The 21,213-nt window shown below is 74.3% G+C and carries 10 protein-coding genes; 3 read left to right on the forward strand and 7 right to left on the reverse strand.

The window, feature by feature from the left end; genetic code table 11:
• Positions 1–8: 8 nt before the first annotated feature.
• Together DMB66_RS61400 and DMB66_RS26715 are read left to right on the forward strand one after the other, a co-directional pair.
• Positions 9–3,089: a carboxypeptidase regulatory-like domain-containing protein gene (locus tag DMB66_RS61400; RefSeq protein WP_158647370.1), complete on the forward strand. Its 3,081-nt coding sequence runs from the start codon at positions 9–11 to the stop codon at positions 3,087–3,089.
• A gap of 78 nt (positions 3,090–3,167) precedes the next feature.
• A complete protein-coding gene (locus DMB66_RS26715) occupies positions 3,168–4,262 on the forward strand; it encodes a LacI family DNA-binding transcriptional regulator (protein WP_125806857.1) in 1,095 nt (364 codons plus the stop codon).
• Between the two features lie 359 nt (positions 4,263–4,621).
• Here DMB66_RS26715 and DMB66_RS26720 read toward each other — a convergent pair whose 3' ends face one another.
• The 4 genes from DMB66_RS26720 to DMB66_RS26735 are packed head-to-tail and all read right to left on the reverse strand — an operon-like array spanning position 4,622 to position 12,195.
• Positions 4,622–7,381 (reverse strand): FtsX-like permease family protein, encoded by a 2,760-nt coding sequence (locus DMB66_RS26720; protein WP_125806858.1) that lies wholly within the window; start codon positions 7,379–7,381, stop codon positions 4,622–4,624.
• Positions 7,378–10,617, reverse strand: a complete 3,240-nt coding sequence (locus DMB66_RS26725; RefSeq protein ID WP_233624858.1) for an ABC transporter permease — start codon at positions 10,615–10,617, stop codon at positions 7,378–7,380. The genes DMB66_RS26720 and DMB66_RS26725 overlap by 4 nt, the downstream gene beginning before the upstream one ends.
• Before the next feature lie 22 nt (positions 10,618–10,639).
• The gene (locus tag DMB66_RS26730; RefSeq protein ID WP_125806860.1) at positions 10,640–11,332 is read right to left on the reverse strand and encodes an ABC transporter ATP-binding protein; all 693 of its coding nucleotides are present in this window, start codon (positions 11,330–11,332) and stop codon (positions 10,640–10,642) included.
• Positions 11,329–12,195 carry an ABC transporter ATP-binding protein gene (locus DMB66_RS26735; protein ID WP_233624859.1) on the reverse strand — a complete coding sequence of 289 codons (867 nt, stop codon included), beginning with the start codon at positions 12,193–12,195 and terminating at the stop codon, positions 11,329–11,331. Before DMB66_RS26735 ends, DMB66_RS26730 begins: the two co-directional genes overlap by 4 nt.
• 211 nt (positions 12,196–12,406) lie before the next feature.
• On the opposite strand from DMB66_RS26735, the gene DMB66_RS26740 reads away from it, so the two are divergent.
• Positions 12,407–13,189 (forward strand): hypothetical protein, encoded by a 783-nt coding sequence (locus DMB66_RS26740; protein WP_233624852.1) that lies wholly within the window; start codon positions 12,407–12,409, stop codon positions 13,187–13,189.
• A 191-nt stretch (positions 13,190–13,380) separates the two neighbouring features.
• Here the strand turns inward: DMB66_RS26740 and DMB66_RS26745 are convergent, their stop codons facing one another.
• The 3 genes from DMB66_RS26745 to DMB66_RS61405 all read right to left on the reverse strand — a co-directional run bounded on the left by DMB66_RS26745 (position 13,381) and on the right by DMB66_RS61405 (position 21,213).
• Positions 13,381–19,257 (reverse strand): IPT/TIG domain-containing protein, encoded by a 5,877-nt coding sequence (locus tag DMB66_RS26745; RefSeq protein ID WP_125806861.1) that lies wholly within the window; start codon positions 19,255–19,257, stop codon positions 13,381–13,383.
• A gap of 104 nt (positions 19,258–19,361) precedes the next feature.
• Complete coding sequence (locus DMB66_RS26750) at positions 19,362–20,573, reverse strand: FAD-dependent monooxygenase (RefSeq protein WP_125806862.1); 1,212 nt, start codon at positions 20,571–20,573, stop codon at positions 19,362–19,364.
• A gap of 187 nt (positions 20,574–20,760) precedes the next feature.
• Positions 20,761–21,213 carry a hypothetical protein gene (locus DMB66_RS61405; protein ID WP_158647371.1) on the reverse strand — a complete coding sequence of 151 codons (453 nt, stop codon included), beginning with the start codon at positions 21,211–21,213 and terminating at the stop codon, positions 20,761–20,763.

Consider the following 21,213-nt stretch of genomic DNA (forward strand, 5'->3'; position numbering starts at 1 on the left):
CGTGACACATGTCGAAGACTCCCCACCTGCTTGCCCTGCTCGGCCTGATAGCGGCGGTGGCCGTTCAGGTGCCGGCCCGCCAGGCGCAGGCAGCGCAGGCGGCACCCGGCGCCACCTACTACGTCGACGCCGCCGGCGGCGACGACACCGCGTCGGGCCGGACGGCGGACCAGCCCTGGCGCAGCCTGGCGAAGGTCAGCGCGACCACCTTCCAGCCGGGCGACGCCATCCTGCTCAAGGCGGGGCAGCGCTGGACCGGCCAGCTCTGGCCGAAAGGCTCCGGCACCGCCGGCCTGCCGATCACCGTCGACCGGTACGGCGCCGGCGCCAAGCCGAGGCTGGACGGCGCCGGCGGGGTCGGCGACGTGGTGCGCCTGAACAACCAGGAACACTGGACGGTCCGGAACCTGGAGATCACCAACACCGTCCCGGCCACCGGCACCCCCGGGGAGAACCTGCGCGACCTGCGCGGGGTCCACGTCACCGGCGACAACAGCCAGACCCTCGACGGGTTCGTCATCGACGGCGTCGACGTGCACGACGTGACCGGCGAGGTCAACTGGATCGGCGGCAGCGTGAGCGGCAACGCGCCGGGCGTGCGCTTCCAGACCGGCTGGGACGGTTCGAAGCGGACCGGCGGCATCGTCTTCGACACCACGGTGCCGGACATCCACGCGCCGCCCGCGACCCCGACCGTCCTCAACGACGTGGTCGTGCAGAACTCGACGGTGAGCAACACCTCGTTCGCCGGCATCGTCGTCAAGCAGTACACCGGCGACGGCAGGAACGCGGCAGGCGAGACGATCGCGACGGCGACCGGCTGGGGGACCCGGACCGGCGCGTCGGACCCGAGGTTCGCGCCGCACACCAACATCGTGATCCGGGGCAACTTCATCACCCAGGCCGCGACCGACTACGGCTGCAACGGCATCTACCTGACGAACGTGCGCGGGGCGGTCGTCGAGCGCAACGTCGTCTACCGGACCGGCACCTCCGGGATCGAGACCTACTATGCCGACGACGTGACGATCCAGTTCAACGAGGTGTACGAGACCACGCAGAAGGCCGGCGGGGCGGACTCCAACGGCATCGACCCGGACAAGGGGACCACCGGGCAGGTCGTGCAGTACAACTACGTGCACCACAACGGCGACGGCATCCTGCTCTGCCAGTTCGCCTTCGGCGACGCGATCGTGCGGGAGAACGTCATCGCCGGCAACAGCCGATACCAGATCTACCTGCACTCGGACCGGGCCGCGGCCGCGAAGATCTACCACAACACGATCTACAACGATCGCAGCGACTATCTGATCTACGGGTACGGCAGCTACCTCGCCGCCGCCTACGACCTGACGAACAACGTCCTGTATTCCACCCGGGCCGGCGCGGCGCTGACCACCAGCACCACCATCCGCTACGACAGCAACCTCTACGGCGGCGCGACGCTCGACACCCCGGACGACGACCTCCGCGCGATCATCGCCGACCCGCTCCTCACCAATGCCACGGTCAGCGGCCCCTACGGCACCGCCGCGACCGGCCCGCAGCTGGCCACCGCGCACGCCTTCCGGCTCCGGGCCGCCTCGCCCGCGATCGACGCCGGCGCGGTGATCCCCGGCAACGGCGGCCGCGACTTCGCCGGGACCGCGCTCTACAACGGCGCACCCGACCTGGGCGCGTTCGAGTACACCACCGCGGCGGGGGCGACCACCGAGACCGTCGCCGGCAGCGTCGCGGCCACCGGCGGCGCCCCGATCGCGGGCGCCACGGTGACCGTCGGTTCGGCGACGACCACCTCCGGCCCGGACGGCCGGTTCGCCGTACCGGGCGTGCCGTTCGCCGAGGGCGTCACCGTCACCGCCGCCCGCGACGGCTACCGGACGGCCTCGCAGACGGTCGACGTGCGCACCGGCAACCGCACCACCGTGCACCTCGCGCTCGCCTCGACCAGCGTCGTCGGCGCGATCTCCGGCCGCGTCCTGGACCAGACCGGTGGACCGCTGGCCGCCGCGACCGTGACCGTCCGCGACGGCGACCGGGTCATCGGCACCGGCACCAGCGCGGCCGACGGCACCTTCACCGTCGCCGGCGTCCCGGTCGGCGAGGGCTACACGCTCACCGCGACCTTCCCGGGCCTCAACCCGGCCTCCCAGCCCGGTCTGTCGGTGACGCCCGCGACGACCACCGTGGCGCGGGCGTTGCTGCTGAGCAGCCCGGTTCCCGACTATCGCGACGTGCAGAACTTCGATGCCGTGCCCGCCGGCACGCTGCCGAACGGCACCAACGGGCTGGTCGTCAGCCCCGCCGGCGGCCGCGTCGACGTGGTCGAGGTGCCGTCCGCGGCCGACCACAGCGCCAAGCTGACCCGCACCGCGAACAGCGGCAGCACCAGCCTCCAGCGCCATCTCACGCCGGCGCTGACCGGCCTGGTCACCGTCGAGGCGAAGGTGATGCGCGACGACCCCTACGTCTCCGGCAACAACTGGTACGGCGTGCCGTACATCCGGGGCACGAACGGGGTCAACGCGATCAGCGTGGCCTTCACCAGGAACACCATCGTCGCCTACTCCGGCGCGAGCACCGTCACCGTCGGCGCCTACGAACTGGGCCGCTGGTACCGCCTGCGCACGGTGATCGACGTGGTCAACCAGCGCTTCGACCTCTACCTCGACGGGACGGCCGTGCTCAGCGGTGCGGCGTTCCGCGCGCCGATGGACGGTGTCGCCCAGATCGACTTCTACGCCAACAGCTCCAACTACGGCAGCGTGCACCTCGACGACCTGCGCGTCTCGCAGGGCGCCGGCCTGCTGCCGGACGACGCCGGCCTGCTGCCGGACGACGCCGGCCTGCTGCCGGACGACGCCGGCCTGCTGCCGGACGACGCCGGCCTGCTGCCGGACGACGCCGGCCTGCTGCCGGACGACGCCGGCCTGCTGCCGGACGACGCCGGCCTGCTCACCCCGGCCACCGACCACGGCACGCCCACCGCCGGGCCCGGCGGCGGATACCTCCTGGCGGTGCCGGCCGCCGTCACCGAGGTCGAGGTCTGGCCGACGCGCAGCGAGCCGCTGGCGGTGGTCGTGAGCTGACCCCGCGGCGCCGCGCCCGGCTATCCTGAGCGCGGCGCCGCGGCCGGCGGTCCAGGACCGCGGGGAGGGAAGTCAGGCGTGCCGCATCCCGCGAGGCCGACCGTCACCCTGCACGACGTGGCGGCCGCCGCCGGGGTCTCGCTGGCGACCGCCTCCCGGGTGCTGGGCGGCAGCTCCCGCACCGTCGCGCCCGAATACGCGCGCAAGGTCCTCGCCGCCGCCTCGGAACTGCGCTACACCGCCGACGTGTCCGCCCGGGCGATGCGCCGCCGCAGCGACGCCATCGCACTGGTCGCCGACGACCTCACCACGCCCTCGATCGGCATCGTCGTCGCGGCGATGGAGCGGCAGGCCCGCACGGTCGACGCGTTCGTCAGCGTCTCGTCGACCCGGGGCACACCCGAGCGGCAGCTGGAGACGGTGCGGACGCTCTGCGCCTTCCGGCCGCGCGCGCTGGTGCTCACCTCCAGCCGGATCGAGGCGGCGGCGCTCGGCGGGCGGCTGCTGGCGGAACTGCTCGACTACGAACGACAGGGCGGCCGGGTGGTGATCTTCGGCGACACGGACCTGCCGTTCGACGCGATCAGCATCGACAATCACGCGTCCGCCCGGTTCATGGGCGCCCACGTGGCCGGGACCGGCCATCGCCGGGTGGTGATCCTGGCCGGATCCCGCGACCGGGCGAACGTCTCCGCCCGCGCCACCGGCTTCGCCGAGGGGCTGGCCGCCGGCGGGGTGGCCGAGTCTGCCGTGCGCATCGTCAACTGCGAGGTCAGCCGCCAGGGCGGCTACGACGCGGCCGCCCGGCTGATCGCCGCCGGGCTGGGGGAGACCGACGCGATCGTCTGCGCCAACGACGTGATCGCGATCGGCGCGCTCTCGGCGTGCCGGGCGCTGGGGATCGACGTGCCCGGCCGGGTGTCGGTGACCGGCTTCGACGACATCCAGCTCGCGATCGACGTGACGCCGCGGCTGACCACAGTGGCGCTGCCACTCGCCGAGATCGGCGCGGAGTCGATCCGGCTGGCGCTGGCGGCGGGCGCACCCGGGCAGAGCGACCCTGCGCTGCCGGTGGGCACGGTCTCCGCCGCGCCCACGGGTGGCGGCGCCATTCGCGAGCTGGTGCGGGGCACCCTGGTCGTCCGGGACAGCTGCGCCTCGCACGCGCGCTGAGCGCCGGGACTACCACCGGCGATCCGGGACCGGCGCCCACCACCCGGCCACCCGCGTCCCCTGACCGGGTGCGGCGCTGCGCGAGGATGACGACCGTCGGTGTCGGCTGAGCAGCGTCGCGCGTTCCACCCGGTTCCGGCCGGCGGACTCGGCCCGGTCGGCCCGGTCGGCCGGTCGAGCAGGTGGGTGAGGTCGTCGAGCGGTCCGCGCGCGATCCCGGCGCTGACCGTGATCGGCGCCCGTCGCCGGCCCGACTCCGCCGCGACTGCCGCGCGCACCTGCTCGGCCCGGGCCGCGGTCGCGCCGGCCGTCGCGCCGGCCGTCGCGCCGGCGGGCCGCACCGGGGCCCGCGGTGGAGCTCACCCGCCGACCCGGAGGACGTCGCTCAGCCGCTGCCGGCGGCGCACGGCCGACTCGTGGCCGACCAGCACCGGGACCGTCGCCAGCACCACGGCGCTGACCAGACCGAGCGCCCACCAGGGCAGCACCAGGGCCGGGTCGGTCGCCTGCCCGGTGAGCAGCCGCAGTTCGAGCGGGCCGAGCGTCAGGCGGGCGAGCAGTATCCCGAGCAGCGGGCCACCCACGGCGGCGACCGTGACCGGGGGCAGCAGCTCACCCGCGGCCACCCAGCGGGCGTCGCGCGGCCGCAAGCCGAGGGTGCGCAGCCGGGTCAGGGTCTGCCACCGGTCGGGGGCTTCCGCCGTGGCGGCGAGGGCGAAGCCGAGCAGCCCCAACGCCAGCAACGCGGCGGCGGAGGCCCAGGCCAGCCGCAGCAGCGCCGAGCTCAGCGGCGCACCACGACGTTCGCGGAGGACGTCGGAACGGAGTACGGGGTGCGCGGCGAGGGCGTTCGTGGCGACGGCGCGTTCCGCCCCCGGACCGGTGACCCACATCGTGTTCCGCACCGCGGGCAGGCCGGCCGTGGCGGCGCCGGCGGCGTCGACGAGGACGACGTCGTCCGCGTCGCCGACCACGGGCGCCACACCGACCGCGGTGAGGTGGACTGCCGGGGCGTTCTCCCGGAGCAGCTGCAGGCGCATTCCGGGCCGGAGGCTGCCGTCGCGGGAACGCACCAGCGCGGGGAGGTCGCCGTTCCGGCTCGCCGCGAGCCGGCCGAGTGCCGGCTCGTCCGGCAGCGGGGTGGCGGCCAGCAGCCGCTGCAGGGCGGCGGCGTCCACGACGACCAGCCGCGAGGGGGTGACCGTCGAGTCGGCGACGATGCGCGAGCTGTCGGTGATCTCCGCGGTGACCACCTGCCGGACCCCCGGGGCGGCGGCGACGCGGGCGGCGACCGCGGGCGTGGAGGCGGCGGATTCGGCGGGGATGTCGAGGCGGGCGTCGGCGCCGACGGTGCGCCACGCCCCGTCGGCGAGACCCTCGGCGCCGGTCGTGTGCAGGGTGAGCGCGAACGATGCCAGCGCGGCCGACGTCACCAGGACCAGCAGCGGCAGCATCCGCGCCGATGTCGCGGCCGCCCGGGCGGCGCCGAACACCGCCAGCGGGCGGCGCGAGCGCAGGGCCCGGCGCAGCACCAGGCGGTTGCCGGCGGGCAGCAGCCGCAGCAGGATCAGCGTCCCGGCGAGGACGCCGAGGGTGGGTGCGCTCGCCGGCAGCGCCGACCCGCCATCCTGGCCCGGCCCCACGCCGGGGGCGTCGACGGGGAGGATGCCGCGCTGGTGCAGCGCGACGAGGGCCCCGGCCGCGGCGACCAGGACCGCCGACTCCACGGTGGCGCGCCGGAGCCGCCCGGTGCGGCTGGCCAGGCGGCGGGCGCTCCGGTTGGCGGGGATGCGCCGGGCCCGGGTGGCCCGGGCGGCGGTGAGCGTACCCAAGAACGGCCCCGCCGCGGCCCCGGCCAGGACCACGGGCAGCGCCCACCGCCAGGAGACGCCCGGCGTGATCGCCGCGGCCAGGGCGAACCCGGCCGCGGCGGATGCCAGCGCCACCGCCGTCGATTCGAGCAGCAGCTCGGCGCCGAGGTCGGGCAGGGCCGCTCCCCGTTGCCGGGCGGCGATCAGCGCCGGGGTGCGGCGGCGGACCAGCAGGTCCGCGGCGAGCAGCAGGGTCAGGACCGCGGTGACCAGCACGCCGGCGAGCAGGACCGACGCCTGCCCGGACGCGGCGCCGACCTGCGCCCGGACGTCGCGCAGCACGGTGTCGAGCTGGGTCTCCCACTTCAGGGAGGTGTCCCGGCTGCCGGAGGAGCCGGACGAGGCCTTGCGGGCGACGACGGCGGCGGTGAGGCTCAGGGCCGACTCCCCGGTGAGCACCTCGGGGTCGGGACTGAACCAGACCACGCGCTGGAGCTGGTCCTGCTCGAAGGCGAGCCGGGCGTCGGGCAGGGACTCCGCCGACAGCAGGCCGCCGAGCCGGGTGGTGCCCGCGCCGTCCGCCCCGGAGACCGGCCGCAGCAGCCAGGGCGCGCGCCGCCAGCCGGGATCGGCGCTGTCGGCGGCCCGGAAGACGCCGCTGACCTGGATGTTCTTGACATTTCCCCGATCGTCCGCGACCGGTATGCGGGCGCCGGGGCGCACCCGCAGGGCGCTAGCGTCCGCCTCGGACAGTCCGACCTGCACCGGCCACGGCGACCGGTTGTCGACCACCTCGATGGCGCTGTCCGCCTCGGGCACCGCGGACCGTGGGGGGCCACCCGCGAGCCACGTCACCTGCGGCCCGCCGGGGACGTCGCCGGCGAGGTAGGTGAGCTGAAAGGTGCGGAGCACGCTGCCGTCAGTGATCTTGAGGACGGGGCTGCTGACCTCGGCGACCGCCGGAAGCAGCGACGCCCGCAGCTCCGGGCCGAGATCGTCGCCGGCCCGGTCGCGGAAGTCCCGGACGTCCTCGGCGAGGTAGGGGGCGCGGACGCGGCCGCCCATGGGCCCGTTGTCGTACTCCCAGTCGGCCCGGGCCCGGAGGTCGGCGTCGTCGCCGGCGTGGCGCACCGCGGCCCGTACCGCGTCGGCGGCCGTCGCGCTCAGCAGCGGCGGCACGACACCCGTCAGCAGCGTGACGAACGCGACGACGGCGCCACCCAGCAGCAGGGGCAGGGCGTCGGCGCGGGCCCGGCCGCGGACGCTGGGCCAGTGCAGGGCCGGCAGCCGTGGCCGGGGCACCCTCACGAGTTCACCCGCAGGTGCGCGGCGTCCGCCCGGCGGGCCTGGACGGTGACGACGGCGGCGATCGTGAGCACGCAGCCGGCCAGCAGCACGAACAGCAGGCCGCCCTCGGCGGCCCACGGCCAGCGGGGCAGGGCAGCCGGCACGGGCAGGGCGCCGGTCTCGGAGCGCACGAGCAGCGGCGCGACGAACCAGGTGGCGAGCGCGCCGACGATCGCACCCGCGGTGAGCAGCGGCAGCAGGACGCCGACGTGCTGGCCGAGCAGCACGGCGCGGATCTCGCGCCGGGTCATCCCCAGGCCCCGCAGCCGCGCCACCTCGACGGCCCGCGCCCGCAGATCGCAGGCCACGTGCAGGACGATGCCGGCGATCAGCAACAGCACGGCGGCCGGGACCAGCAGGCGGAGCGCGGCCGGCAGACCGGCCCGCAGCGGCCCTGCGGTCAGCCGGGCGGCCTCGGCCGTACGGGTGGAGACGGTGCCGAGGCGCAGGCCGGTGGCGCGAGCCGCGGCGTCGGCCCGGGCGGGGTGGCCGACCCACCAGGCGTCCACCGGGGACTCCAGGCCGCCGTTGACGACGAGGGCGCGCGAGAGCGTGTCGAGGTCGGCCAGGGCGGCCACCGCGCCCGGGGCCGACGGGACGGCCGGCACCACCTCCGCGACGGTGACCGGTACGGGGGTGTTGCCGACCGTGAGAGTGAGCCGCGACCCCCGGCCGGCGCCGAGCTCGTCGGCGAACCGGGCGGAGACGGCGACGGGAACCGGCCCGGGAGCGGGGAAGGCGGTGGCGATGAGCGTGCGGACGGTGTCCTGAGAGCCGACGAGCTGGACGTCTGTCGTCATGCTCAGCCGCACGCCGGCCGGGCTGTCGGCGACGGCGACCGCCGGTCCGAGCAAGCCGGATCCGAGCAGCGGGGGAGGGGCGGTCCAGGTCGTCGCGGGGGCCGGGCCGCCCGGTGCCCGGGGCACGGTGAGCGTGACAGCGACCCGGCTGGGCGGTCCGGGCTCCGCGTAGCCGGATCCGGCGCCGCCCGGGTCGGCCCCGATCGGGAGCGACACGGCGACAAGTCGCTGCCCCGCCGCCGTCGCGCAGCCGGGGAGGCGGTGCGCCTTGCCGTCGAGCGGGACGGGCACCCCCGTACAGGTCGTCCGCAGTCCGGTGGTGTCCTCCATCAGCAGCCGGGGGGTCACGGTGAGCGGGTCCGCGCCGGTCGCCGTCCCGGTCAGGACCACCGCGGCGCCCGCCGGCACGGCGACGCCGGTGGTACGGGCCGGCGGCGCGAGCGCGGCGCCCACGCCCGCCCAGCTCCGGCCGCCGTCCAGCCGGCCCCGCAGCAACGCCGCGGCGCGGGTGGTGTCCACGGCGACCAGGCGGGGCGCCTCGCCGGCGGCACCGAGCCACTGCCCGACCACGACGGCCCGGTCGGTCGCCGGGCTCACCGTTCCCCCGGTGGCTGCGGCGACCGAGGCGCCCTGCCCGGCGACTGCGGGGACGGTGAGGGTCAGCGCCAGATCGCTGCCGACGGACAGCGTGGACTGGTCGTGCTGCGAGCGCTCCCAGGTGGCGTCGAAGGCCACCCCGAACGTGCCGGCCGCACCCGCCAGCACGACGAGCAACCCGGTGGCGACCGCCTGGGGGCGGCGGGCGGCCTCGAACGCGGCGAGCGGAAGCGCGAGCCCCCGGGCGCGGCGGGCCAGCCGGTCGGCTCCGCGCAGCGCGGGCGGGACCAGGCGCAGCGCCAGCGCCGCGCCCGCGGTGAGCAGCAGCGCGGGGGCGAGCACCCGGACGGCGTCGGCGCGCACGTCGGAGCCGGTGGCCTGGGTCCGCAGCTGCCACCAGCCGACGCCGGCGAACGCCACCAGCAGCAGGTCGGCGCCGGAGCGGGCCAGCAGCTCGCGCCGGTGCCGGCTGCCGCCGGCCGGCGCACCGGACTGCACCGCGAGGACGGCGAGCAGCGTCGCGAGGGCCAGCGCGCTGACCGCCACGGCGCACACCTGGAGCCCGGTCACGACCGGGCCGGTGGTGAGCCCGGCCCCCGCCAGCGGCGGCAGCCCGGTCAGCCCGGAGTGCAGCAAGGACGATGCGGGAACCGCGAGCGCGGCGGCGACGACCGTGATGACGCCGGCCTCCAGCGCCGCGGCGGCGGCGCGCTGGCGGCGCCCGGCGCCCAGCGCGGACAGCAGGGCGGTCTCGACGGCGCGCGTACCGGCGATGAGCCGGCCGCCCAGGGCCAGGGCCGTCGCGGTCAGGATGACGCCGAGCACGGCGACGGCGAGCACGGTGGCGGCGGTGACCTGTTGCTGGTCGCGAGCGGACCGGAAGGTCTGCGGCAGCCGGGAGGCGACGCGTTCGCTGGACACCCGCTCGCCCAGGGTGGCCGCCAGCCGGCGATCGGCGCCGCGCACGGCCGCGGCGACGGTGTCGAGGTCGCGGCGCCCGGGGCGGGACAGGTCGGGACGGGCGGTGACCTCCAGCCGGCTGATCGCGGATCCGCCGCCGAGCAGGTCGGTGAGGTCGACGAGGAACGGCCCGTAGGCGTGGACGGGCCGCGAGGTGCGGTCGTCGCGGTAGCCGAGGTCGTAGCCGGCGCCGCCGAGCGGGTCGCGCTCCCAGCCGGCGCCGGGCAGCGGGCGCACGATGCCCACCACGGTCACGTCGACCGGCGCGGTGGCGCCGGCCGGGTCCGGCTCGGCACCGAGCCGGACCCGGGCGCCGAGCCGCAGGTCGAGCAGCCGGGCGGTCGGCTCCAGCACGACGCCTTCCAACGGCGGTGCTGCCGGTGACGGTGCTGTAGGTGATGGTGCTGCCGGTGACGGGGCGCCGCCGGCCCGCGGCCACCGTCCGGCCGTCAGCTCGGCGCGGGTGGACAACTCCTCCACCCCCGACAGATAGCTCACCGCGGGAACCTCGTCGCCGCCGGCCCGCGGCACCGGCAGCGGCCGCATGGCGGAGGACGCCCGCGCGGCCGTGGTCGCGGCGAACGGGGCGAGCACCGAGCTCAGCAGGCGGCGGGTGTCGTCGGCGACCGGCCGCGCGTCCGGGCCGCGCACGGCGACGGTGTACGCGGTGACCTCGACGTCGCCGGGGGCAGCACGCGTGGCGGCGGCCTCCAGGGACTGCCCGGCGGTGCGGGTGACGAGCAGGGCGCAGGTGCCGAGCAGGGTGGCGCCGAGCATGACGACCGCCAGCAGCGCGGTCAGCAGCGGCCACTGCGCGCGCCCGCGGCGGGCCAGGAACATCAGCACGGGCGGCTCCGGACGGTCACGCGGCTTCCGGCCCGTCCAGCCGTCCGTCATTGATCCGGATCACCCGGTCGGCCAGCGCCATCATCACCGGGTCGTGCGTGGACACCAGCGCCGTCACGCCCTCGGACTCCACCACCGCGCGCAGCAGCGCCATCACCGACAGGCCCGTCTCGGCGTCCAGCTGCCCGGTCGGCTCGTCGGCGATCAGCAGGCGGGGGGAGGCGGCCAGCGCCCGGGCGATCGCCACCCGCTGCTGCTGGCCGCCGGACAGCTCGCCCGGCCGCTGCTCGGCGTGCCCGGCCAGGCCCACCTGGTCGAGCAGCAGCGCGACCCGGCGCTCGCGCTCCCGGGCCGCGACGCGGGCCAGCCGGAGCGGGGCACCGACGTTCTCCGCGGCCGACAGCACCGGGATCAACCCGAACGTCTGGAACACGTAGGCGACCTTCTCGCGCCGCAGCCGGGACAGGCCGTCCTCGTCGAGCGCGCTCACCTCGGTGCCGTCGACCACGACGCCGCCGGCGTCCGGGCGGTCCAGGCCGCCGATGATGTTGAGCAGCGTGGTCTTGCCGGAGCCCGACCGGCCGACCAGGGCGACCATGGTGCCGGCGGCGACGTCGAACGACACGTCCCGCAGCGCGTGCACCGCGGTCGGCCCGGCGCCGAAGCTCCGGTGGACACCCCGCACCGCGAGCAGCGGCCCGGCGCTCACCGGCGTTCCCCGAGGTCGGGGCGGATCGCCACGTGGCCGTCCTCCAGCGCCAGCCGCACCCGCCTGGTCAGCGCGAGGGCCTCGCGGTAGTCGCGGGGTATCTGGACCCGGCCGGCCCGGTCCATCACGGCGTACTCCTCGGCGATCACGTGCGTGCCGCCGTCGGCGCCGGTGGCGGTGCGGCGCAGCACCTCGGTGCTGGTGCGGCCGTCCCGGATCGCCACGGTCCGCGCCACCTGGCCGCTGACGCCGGGATCGTGGGTGACCACGACGATGGTCACCCCCAGCCGCTGGTTGAGATCGCGCAGGGCGGCGAAGACCTCGGCGGAGGTGGTGGTGTCCAGCTCGCCGGTCGGCTCGTCGGCCAGCAGGACGCGGGGCTGGTTGGCCAGGGCCACCGCGATCGCCACCCGCATCTGCTGCCCGCCGGAGAGCTGCGCGGGACGCCGGTCGGCGCAGTCGGCGATGCCGAGGGCGCCCAGCAGCTCGGTGGTGCGGGCCCGGCGGGCGCGGGCCGGCGTGCGGGCCATCGTCATCGGCAGGTCGATCATCTGCCGCGCGGTCAGATACGGTACGAGGTTGCTGGCCGTCTGCTGGCGCAGAAATCCCACCGTGTGCCGGCGGTAGTGCACGTGGTCGGCGCGCGACATCGCCAGCAGGTCCCACCGGTCGACGCGGGCCCGCCCAGCGGTCGGCACGTCGATGCCGGCCAGGATGGACAGCAGCGTCGACTTGCCCGACCCGGAGGCCCCGACGACGGCGACCATCTCGCCGCGGTCGACGATCAGGTCCAGCCCCTGCAGCGCCTGCACCTCGACCGACCCGGTCTGGTAGATCCGCACCAGGCTCTCGCAGGCGATCAGCGCGTCCCTGGTGGGCTCCGGTGCGCCCGTGGCCGGCTGCGGCGGGGCGAGCGGTGTCAGCGGGCCGATCGGAATCGCCTCCTCGCCGCGACGGGCTCGTTCATCGTCGGGCGGAAAAGTATCACTATCATGATCGTCAAAGCTCAATGGTCAAGACATAGATGATGTACGATTCTGGGAGCGCTCCCATGCTGACCTGAGGAGAACCGGATTGAAGCCCATCGGCCTGCTGACCGCCGTGTCCGCGCTGACCCTGTGCCTGCTCGCCGGTGGCGGTGCCGCCGTCGCGGCGGGCGGTGCGAGCGCCCGGGAGTGCGCGAGGCCCGGCGTGCTGTTCTGCGAGAACTTCGACCGGCTGCCCCTCGGCGGCGCCAGCAGCCTCGACTGGGGTATCGACACCCGCAACGGCACGCTCACCGTCGAACGCCCAGCGGCGGGCCGGGGCGGCAAGGTCCTGCACGTACGCACCCTCGACAACGGGCGTGCCTTCCTGCGCGTCGACGATCTCGCCGTACCCCCGGGCGGTTTCTACGGCCGGATGCGGCTGCGCGTCGCCGCCTTCCCGACGGCGCCCGACTGGGCGCACTTCACCCTCGTCGAGGCGACGGGCGCCGGCAGCGCCGAAGTGGTGCGCCCGGTGGGCGGCCAGTACGTCCCGACCGTGCGCCGGGCACTCTGGGGCATCGGCGCCGACGGCGGCCCCACCGGCGACTGGACCGCCTGGACGGAGTCGGCCCCGGCCACCGCGGGCGCCTGGCAGTGTGTCGAATGGCGGCTCGATCCGGTGACGAACTCCGTGACCACCTGGTTCGACGGCGATGTCACCCTGACGGCGAGCGAGCAGGCGCACGGCGGCAACCAGGTCCCGTTCATCCTGCCCGCGGTCGACACCGTCAAGATCGGTTGGCAGCTCTACCAGGGCGGCACCGCGCCCGCGGGCTTCGACCTCTGGATCGACGACATCGCGTTGTCATCCCGGCGGGTCGGCTGCTGATCCTCGGCGCGGCCGGGCGCTCCGCAACCGATCCCGGCCTGGTGGGGCCGCACCGGGCTGTGGCGGGCGGTCAGCGCGGCGTGGTGGATTCCGGTGCGTCCATGGGCGTCCAGGCCGTCCGGCGCATGGCAACGCCCCGTCCGGTGCGGACGGGGCGTTGGCCGAGCTGCGCCGGGGCGGCGCGGTGACGATCAGTAGCGGACCGTGATCACCACCCGGCGGTTGTACTTCTGCTTCCTGCCCTTGATCGGGTTCACCCCGCCGGCGCCCACGACGGTGATTCGTCCGCGCACTCCCTGCAGGCGCAGGTAGGTGCGTACCGCGATCGCCCGCCGCATCGCGAGCAGCTTGTTCGCCCGCACCGCGGCCTTCGACTTCCGCTCCGTCTGCGTGTAGCCCGTGATCTGGATGGACTTCGCGTCGTTGAGCGACTTCGTCAGGCCCCGAAGAACGCGCTTGGACCTCGGCTCCAGCCTCGCCGACTGGTACGGGAAGATGAACGTCCGCAGCGTCAGCGAGTTCTTCACCGGCTTCTTCCCGGCGACGGTCTTCACCGAACACGTGTCGTCCAGCACGATCCAGTTCGAGTCCTGCACCGTCGCGCCGCTCGGCGTGACGCCGGTCAGGATGAGCTGGTGCAGGCCACCCCGCACGCACGCCTTACCCGGCATCGTGATCGTGGCGCTGAAGTTGCCCAGGCTGTTCGTCTTGCCGCTCGCGACGACGACCGGGTCCGACCTCATCGTCAGCACGTAGTCCGAGGCCGGCCGCAGGCCGCCGCCGGACAGCTTCGCCGTCGCACCCACCAGCGGCGCGTCCACCGCGAGCTGGAGGTTCAGGTTCAGCCGCACCGGTGCCGTCGGGACCGTCGGCTTGCTGGGCGACGGGGTCGGGGCCGGGGTCGGGGTGGGCGCCGGGGTGGACGACGGCGCCGGGGTAGGCGACGGCGAGACCGGTACCGACGGCGACGCGGACGGCGACGCGGAGGGCGACGCGGACGGTGACGCGGTCGGCGACGACGACGCGCTCGGCAACGGCAACGGCACCACCGGCGCGGAGGACGACGCGCTCGGCGAGGGCGACGGCGACGGTGACGGCGAGGATGACGACGGCGACGGCGACGGCGACGGAGACGGCGACGGCGGGTTCGGATCCTCGACGTAGCTGTACGACTCGACGGCCTCGACGTTGCCGGCGGTGAGCGCGATCGTCACGATCATCGGCTCGGCGACGGCGGGCGTCCCGAAGGTCAGCCGGGTGCCGGCGTCGTTGACGTCGAAGTCCGGCGTCCGCAGCGTGTTGTCGCCGATGCGCACCGACCGGACCGTGTCCAGCCGCTCGCCGGTGATCGTGATCGGGGTGCCGCCGGTGACGTAGCCGGACGACGGCGAGATGCTGATGATGACCGGCGGTTCCTGCGTGATCACCAGCGTGCCCTCGACGTACCGGAACGCCGACGGGTTCTCGTAGAAGCCGGGATCCTCCGCGGTGAGCGTGCCCTGCTTCGGCACCATGCGGTAGGTCCCGGGGTCGGTCGGCGAGGCGACGGTGACGCCGTCCTGCACGTACTCGAACTGCACCTCGGTCACGGTGTCCTCGCCGAGCAGGCCGGTGACCTGGATCGTCGGTTCGAGGCTGTCGCCGCTGACGATGGTCAGGTCGTCGGCGATCACCGTGATCGTCGGCTCGCTGCCGAGGACGTCGAACCGGACGTGCTCCACCAGGCTCTCCGGGTCGGAGACGGCGCGCGCCGCGTGGTAGTTCACCGACTCCGGCACCTCGCCGCTGATCACGCAGACACCGCCGGAGACCGGGGTGGCCGTCCCGCTGGCGAACGTGCAGACGCCGTCGTTCTCGGAGTCCAGGGTCGGGAGTGGCACGCCGGCCGCCATGCCCGGTGCGTGGCCTGTGCGCGCGTCCAGCACCGTCGCGGTGATCGTGACCGGCATGCTCGGTGACAGCAGGGCCGACTTCCGGCTGGCGGACAGTTCGAGCGTCAGGTCCGCCCTGCTGACCGTGCCGACGATGGCCGGCCGCGGATCGGTGAGCGTGTAGTTCATCGAGTGCGCGCCCCTGAGCTCGACATCGGAGCCGAGGGTGACCTCCTTGTCGACGCCGACCACGGCGGTGGCGAACGTGCCGCCGGCGGACTCCGCGTCCACGAACACGTCATCGCCGTCGAGTACGCCGGTGAAGGTGGGGTCACCGAGCACGGCGGTGGTCGTACCGTCATAGACCCGGTCGGCGCGGAGCGACGAGATCGTGGCTTCCCGCGGCGTGATCTCGACGCGTACGGCCGGGAGGGTGGCCGTGTAGTAGATCGACCGGTCCGTGCCGGTGGTCTTCATCTCGAACGACTTCACCCGCACGTCCCAGCTCGCCGGCTCCGCGGGGTTGCCACCGCATTCGAGCTCGCCCATCGCCACGTCCCCCGGCAGGCCCTCGGTCCATTCCGGATGCGTGAGGCTGTCCTCGCACGTGGAGTTCCGGTACTCCCAGTACACCTTCGTGATCGGGTCCGGGACGGACGGCGTCGGCTCGTACGTGAAATCGGTCGTCTCGGCCAGCGGGCCCTTGTAGGTGAAGCTGGCACCGCCGACGGACGTCGGTGTGACGGTGATCGGAGTGCCGGTGAGTGTCACCCGCACCGGCACGGCGGGCTCGCTCCACCGGTACCGGGTGGTGTCGTAGCCGGCGCGCTCCTGCGAGACCCGGATCCAGTAGTCGCCCGCGGCTTCCGGCAGGCCGGCCGTCGCTTCGTCGAACCCGGAACCCGTGTAGTCCGCGTGCGTCACGTACTCGTAGCCGCCGGGCGTCTCGACGTCGATCACGTCGCCGCTGACGAGCCCGGTCGCGGTGAAGCCCGCCTCGTACGGCGTACCGGCCGTCACCGTCAGGTGGTTGTTGCTGCCGTCGGCCGTGGTCGTGACCGTCGGCTGGACCAGGCAGTCGAAGACGATCTCCTGGGCCGGCAGCGTGCCGCCGGTCGGAGTGATCACGATCGGCGTGCTGCCCCACAGCGACGGCAGGTCGGCGGAGAGATCCGCCAGGTCGAGGACGACCTCGTTGTCCGCGTAACTGACCGGGGTGATCGCGACCCCGCCCACGGTCACCGTGCCCGAGGCGCCGAACGCCTCACCGGAGCCGGAGATCGAGATCTGGGCGGGGGAGTACGTGACGCCGCCGGTCGTCAGGTCCTGCCGCCCGCAGTATCCGATCGAGGGCGTCGTGGTCAGGTTGACGCCCGCGACGAGATACTTGATGCCCCTCGTCGAGAAGGCGCTGCCGAGGTCGGTGACGACCGTGACCTTCTTCCAGTCGCCGGCGGCGAAGGTGCGCGGTGCCTTGAACGTCAGCGACGTCGCGGTCACGTTCGTCGGCACCAGGGTGATCGGGGCGTCCTCCTCGTGCGCGACGAGGACCCGGGTGGCGCCCGCGGTCGTGCCGATCAGGTTCGTGCCGGTGAGCAGGAACGTGTTGTCCAGGTCGGCGTTCGGGTCGAACTCGTTGCGGTTGTCGTGCCCGAGGTCGGTGCTGGAGACGATCTGGGTGATGGTCGGCCGGACGATCGCCGTGCCGATGTAGCGCAGGGCCGACGCCCGGGTCGCGGCCACCGTACCGCCGGGCGAGACGGTCAGGGTGGCGAGACCCGCGGACCCCTCCGGGGTGACGAACGTGATCGCGGTGGGCGAGTAGGACGTGGTCGGCACCACGGTGGAATCGATCTCGACGGTGCCGGACGAGCCGAACCCGGTGCCCTGCACGAGCATCGGCACGCCGCCGGCCGTCGGTGACTCCAGGATCACCCCGCTCGGGTCCTCCTCCGGGTCGAGGTCGATGTAGTCCTCGTTGTACGGGTCCGGGCCGACGTAGGTGAGCGTCGGGCCGGTGACCCGCACGGCGCCCCTGATCGTCTGGCTCGACCCGTTCGGTTTGAGCACGATCGGCAGCAGGCCGGCGACGCCGGTCGGCACGGTCACGTCGCTGATGACGGTGCCGTTCCCGGACGCCGAATACCCGACCGTGGAGCCGGCACCGACCTTGACCGTGCCGGTGCTGCCGAAGCCGGAGCCGTTGATGGTGATCTGGGCGGCGCTGCCGGTCGCGTAGGACGGGACCGACACCGGCTCCACGCTCGTGATGGCGTCGTCGGGCAGCACCGTGAGCCCGGCGGCCTGGGCGGCCCGGCCGCCGACGGCGCCGACGACGACCTCCTTGGCGCCGGGCGGGTCGACGACCGGCACGTCGAACGTCACGGAGCTCGCGGTCGAGCCGGTGACCCGGGCCCAGACCCCGCCCACGCTGACGCCGACCGTACCGGCGGCGCCGAAGTCACTGCCGGAGAGCGTGACCGATTCGCCGGCCCGGGCCGACGCCGGGGCCGCGGTGCCGATGGCCGGCACCGCGTTCGGCGCGATGAGCGTCAGCGCGGCCGGGGCCGAGGTGCCGGCGCCCTGGGACGACGAGACCTGCACGTCGACGGCACCGACCGTGGAAAGCCCCTCGGGAACGACGGCGGTCAGCTCCGTGCCGCTGATCCGCGTCACGAAGGGCGACTTCACGCCGTCGATGATCACCGCGGGCTGGCCGGCCGTGCCGAACCCGGTCCCGGTCACCGTGAGCACCGAACCGCCGCTGTTCGCGACCGAGGACGGGCTCACGGCGGTGATCGTGGGCCGGCTCAGGTAGGTGTACGTGCCCCGGGCGATCGTGGAGCCGTACTCGCTGCTGACCGTGATCTCCACCGGGCCGGGCGCGCTCGCCGGCGGGGCCTCGACCTCGATGACGTCGTTGCCCGTCGTCCAGATCTCACGGTCGTCGTCGTGCTCCATCGCGTCGGAGATCGTCTTCGGCCAGCCGGTCAGCGTCTTGTCGCCGACCTTGATCTTGGTTTTGGGGTAGTTGGAGTACAGGAACCGGCCGCGCAGCCGGATCTTGGTGCCACCGGTGAGCGGGCCCGCGGAGGGCGTGAACGACACGTCCGCCGGCGCCGGCGCGACCCAGTCGACCTGCTGTTGCCAGTAGACCCGGCACTCGCCCTCCTCCCATTCGCGCTCCTTGGGGCAGGCGCCGACGACGAGCGTCCGCTCGTCGGACCCGATGTGCTCGTCGTCGTGCGGCTCGTACGCGACGTAGGTCCGCGCCGTGTCCTCGCCGGCCCAGTACTCGGCGCCCTCCAGCTCGATGATCTTGGAGTGGTCGTCGTTCATGATCCAGTACTGCATGGCGGACACGTTCGTCAGGTCCGGGCCGTGGAAGGTGATGATCGAGCCGGCGGTGAGCTTCTCGGGCGCGTCCACGCTGGTGACCGAGACCTCGTCGACATAGGTGAACGCGCCGGCGGACGTGGCGCGGCCCTTGCCGCTGCCGCCGCAGTCGTTCTCCACCGCGAGATCGAAGACGCCCGCGTCGAAGCTCTTGCGCTCCGGTACCTCGACGACGAGGCTCGTCAGGCCGCTGTTCGGGTCGAGGATCTCGGTGACGTCACCCGCGGACTCCCCGTCGATGAAGACGGTGGCGCCGTAGCAGTACGGCCACTCGGGAAGCGTGCCGTCCCGGACGGTCACCGTGGTCCGGCTGCCGCCGTGCACCGTGCTGTCCGGATTCGTGATGTTCACGATCGTCGGCACCGGGGCCATGCCGAGCCACATCGCCACGTGGTAGGAGAGCGTGGCCGTGAGGTGGGTGACGGTGACCACGACCTCGTTGCGGCCACGGGCGAGCACGAGGTCCGCGGACTCGTCGAGGTTCAGCGTCTGGGTGACACCGTTGAGCGTGATCGTCGGCGTCGCGGCGGGTTTGGTCGTCGTCGGCGCCAGGTTCACCTCAGGGGCGCCGGCGACGAGCTGGTAGTACCGGATCTTCTTGTCGAACGCCGGGCCGAGCGGCGAGACCGAGCCGGTGGCGACCAGGTCGCTGAGGGTCGCGTCGGGGGTTCCCCCGTTCAGCAGCCCCAGGGCGGTCGGGGGTTTCGGGACGGACGCCGCCGCACCGCCGGGTGCTACCAGTGATCCCGCAGCCATCGCCAGCAGAACGACACCGGCCAGGACTCTACTAATCTTGATCATGAACTTCCTCGCCGCGCGAGAGCCGACTAGACGATCAGAATCCTGCCCGGCGATGGATCACTCTGTTGCGGTTTGTGGCGAAATAACGCAAAAAATCCTCAGCCTTAGCCGAGCTCAGGGCCCTGTGCCGCGTCGTGCTCGTAGAGCCAGTCGAGGGCGTTGAACGACCACGCCTCGGAGCCGGCCGCCATCTGGCTGTCGCGCTGCCGCTGGGCCGGACCGTCCGGCAGGTGGAAGCGGGTCTTGTTGCCCGCCGACATCGCCTGCAGGCGCGAGGTGCGGGGCAGGCGCGCCCGCTCGTACCGGCGCAGGGCGGCGGTCACGTCCGAGGCGGGGGCGGCGTCTCCGACCTGCCGCAGGCACGCGCCGAGGGTGGCGCCGTCCTCGATGGCCTGCGCGGCGCCCTGCGCCATGAACGGCAGCATCGCGTGGCCGGCGTCGCCCAGCAGCGTCACCCGCCCGGCCGACCACCGGGGCAGCGGGGGCCGGTCGAACAGCGCCCAGACGAACGTCTCGTCGGCCGCGCCGATGATCTCGCGGACCTGGGGGTGCCAGCCGGCGAACGCGGCCAGCGCGTCGGCGATCTCGCCCCGGTCGGTCCACGACTCGCGGGTCCACCGGTCGTGCTCGACCACCGCGACGAAGTTGACCAGTTTCCGGCCACGGATGAAGTAGTGCACGAAGTGCCGGCCCGGGCCCAGCCAGAGCTGGGCGGTCACCTCGAGGTCCAGGTGCCGCAGCCGTTCCGCCGGCACCACCGCCCGGTAGGCGACGCACCCGGTGAAGCGGGCGTCCTCGGCGCCGAACAGCGACTGCCGCACCGCCGAGTGGATCCCGTCCGCGCCCACCAGCACGTCGAACCGGGCCTGGTGGCCGTCGGCGAACCGGGCCCGTACCCCGTCATCACCGTCGGTGAGGCCCACCAGCCGGTGCCCGAGGTGGATCCGCCCGGCGGGCACCGCCGCGGTCAGCGCGGACAGCAGATCGGCGCGGTGCATCTGGTAGTGCGGGAAGCCGAAGGTCGCCTCCAGCGCCTCGGCCAACGGCGCGCGCAGCAGCGTCCGGCCGTCGTCCCAGCGGCGCTGGTGCCAGGCCAGCGGTTTCACCCCGGTCGCGGCCAGCGGCCCGGCCAGCCCCAGCCGGTGCAGGACCCGCGACGCGTTCGGGCTGACCTGCACGCCGGCGCCGATCTCCGCCAACCGCGTCGCCTGCTCGTAGAGCTGAACGTCGAACCCGGCCCGCAGCAGGCACAGCGCGGCGGTCAGGCCCCCGATGCCGGCACCGACCACCCCGACCGACAACTGGCTCGCCACCATCGCACCGCCTCTCGCCGTCGATGGTCCATCGGCGCGCGCCGGGCCGCTGCCGGGTCGCGGACACCCGGACCGCGCCGGTCACTCCACCTGGGTCCGGCGGGGTAGGAGCCATAGTGGATCACTCTTGGAGTCCACTGTGGCGCATCCGTGTCCGCACGATCACGCGGAAGTGTCTTGTCGAATCGCGTCAGTCCTCGACCAGGTAGGTGTCGTCGCTGACCTGCCGCGCCGCCCGATACTCGACCATGACGGCCTGCGCCCGCTTGCGCTGCACGGCGTAGGTGCCCGGGCCGATCCCGTTGGCGCCGTGCTCGTCGGTGTGGATGAGCAGGGCGCTCTGCCCGTCCGGTACGAGCACGTAGCCGACGCGCAGCCCGCCGCCCGAGGGCGCCCACCGCACCCCCGGCGAGTCGAAGCCCTCATGCAGCCAGTGGGTGTTGCCGGTGGCCTCCCCCTTGACCACCTGGAGCCCGTCCGCGGGCAGCCGGGTCCAGGCCGCGCCGGGCAGGCTCGGCACCGGCAGGAGCAGCAGGTCGCCCTGCGCCTGCGGGCCGCTCAGGACGGGGACCGTCGCGTCGGCGACGAGATGGGCCGGGACGGTGATCCCGGACAGCGCCAGGGCGGAGGCGTAGGTGTGCAT

It is taken from the genome of Actinoplanes sp. ATCC 53533, from assembly GCF_003947245.1.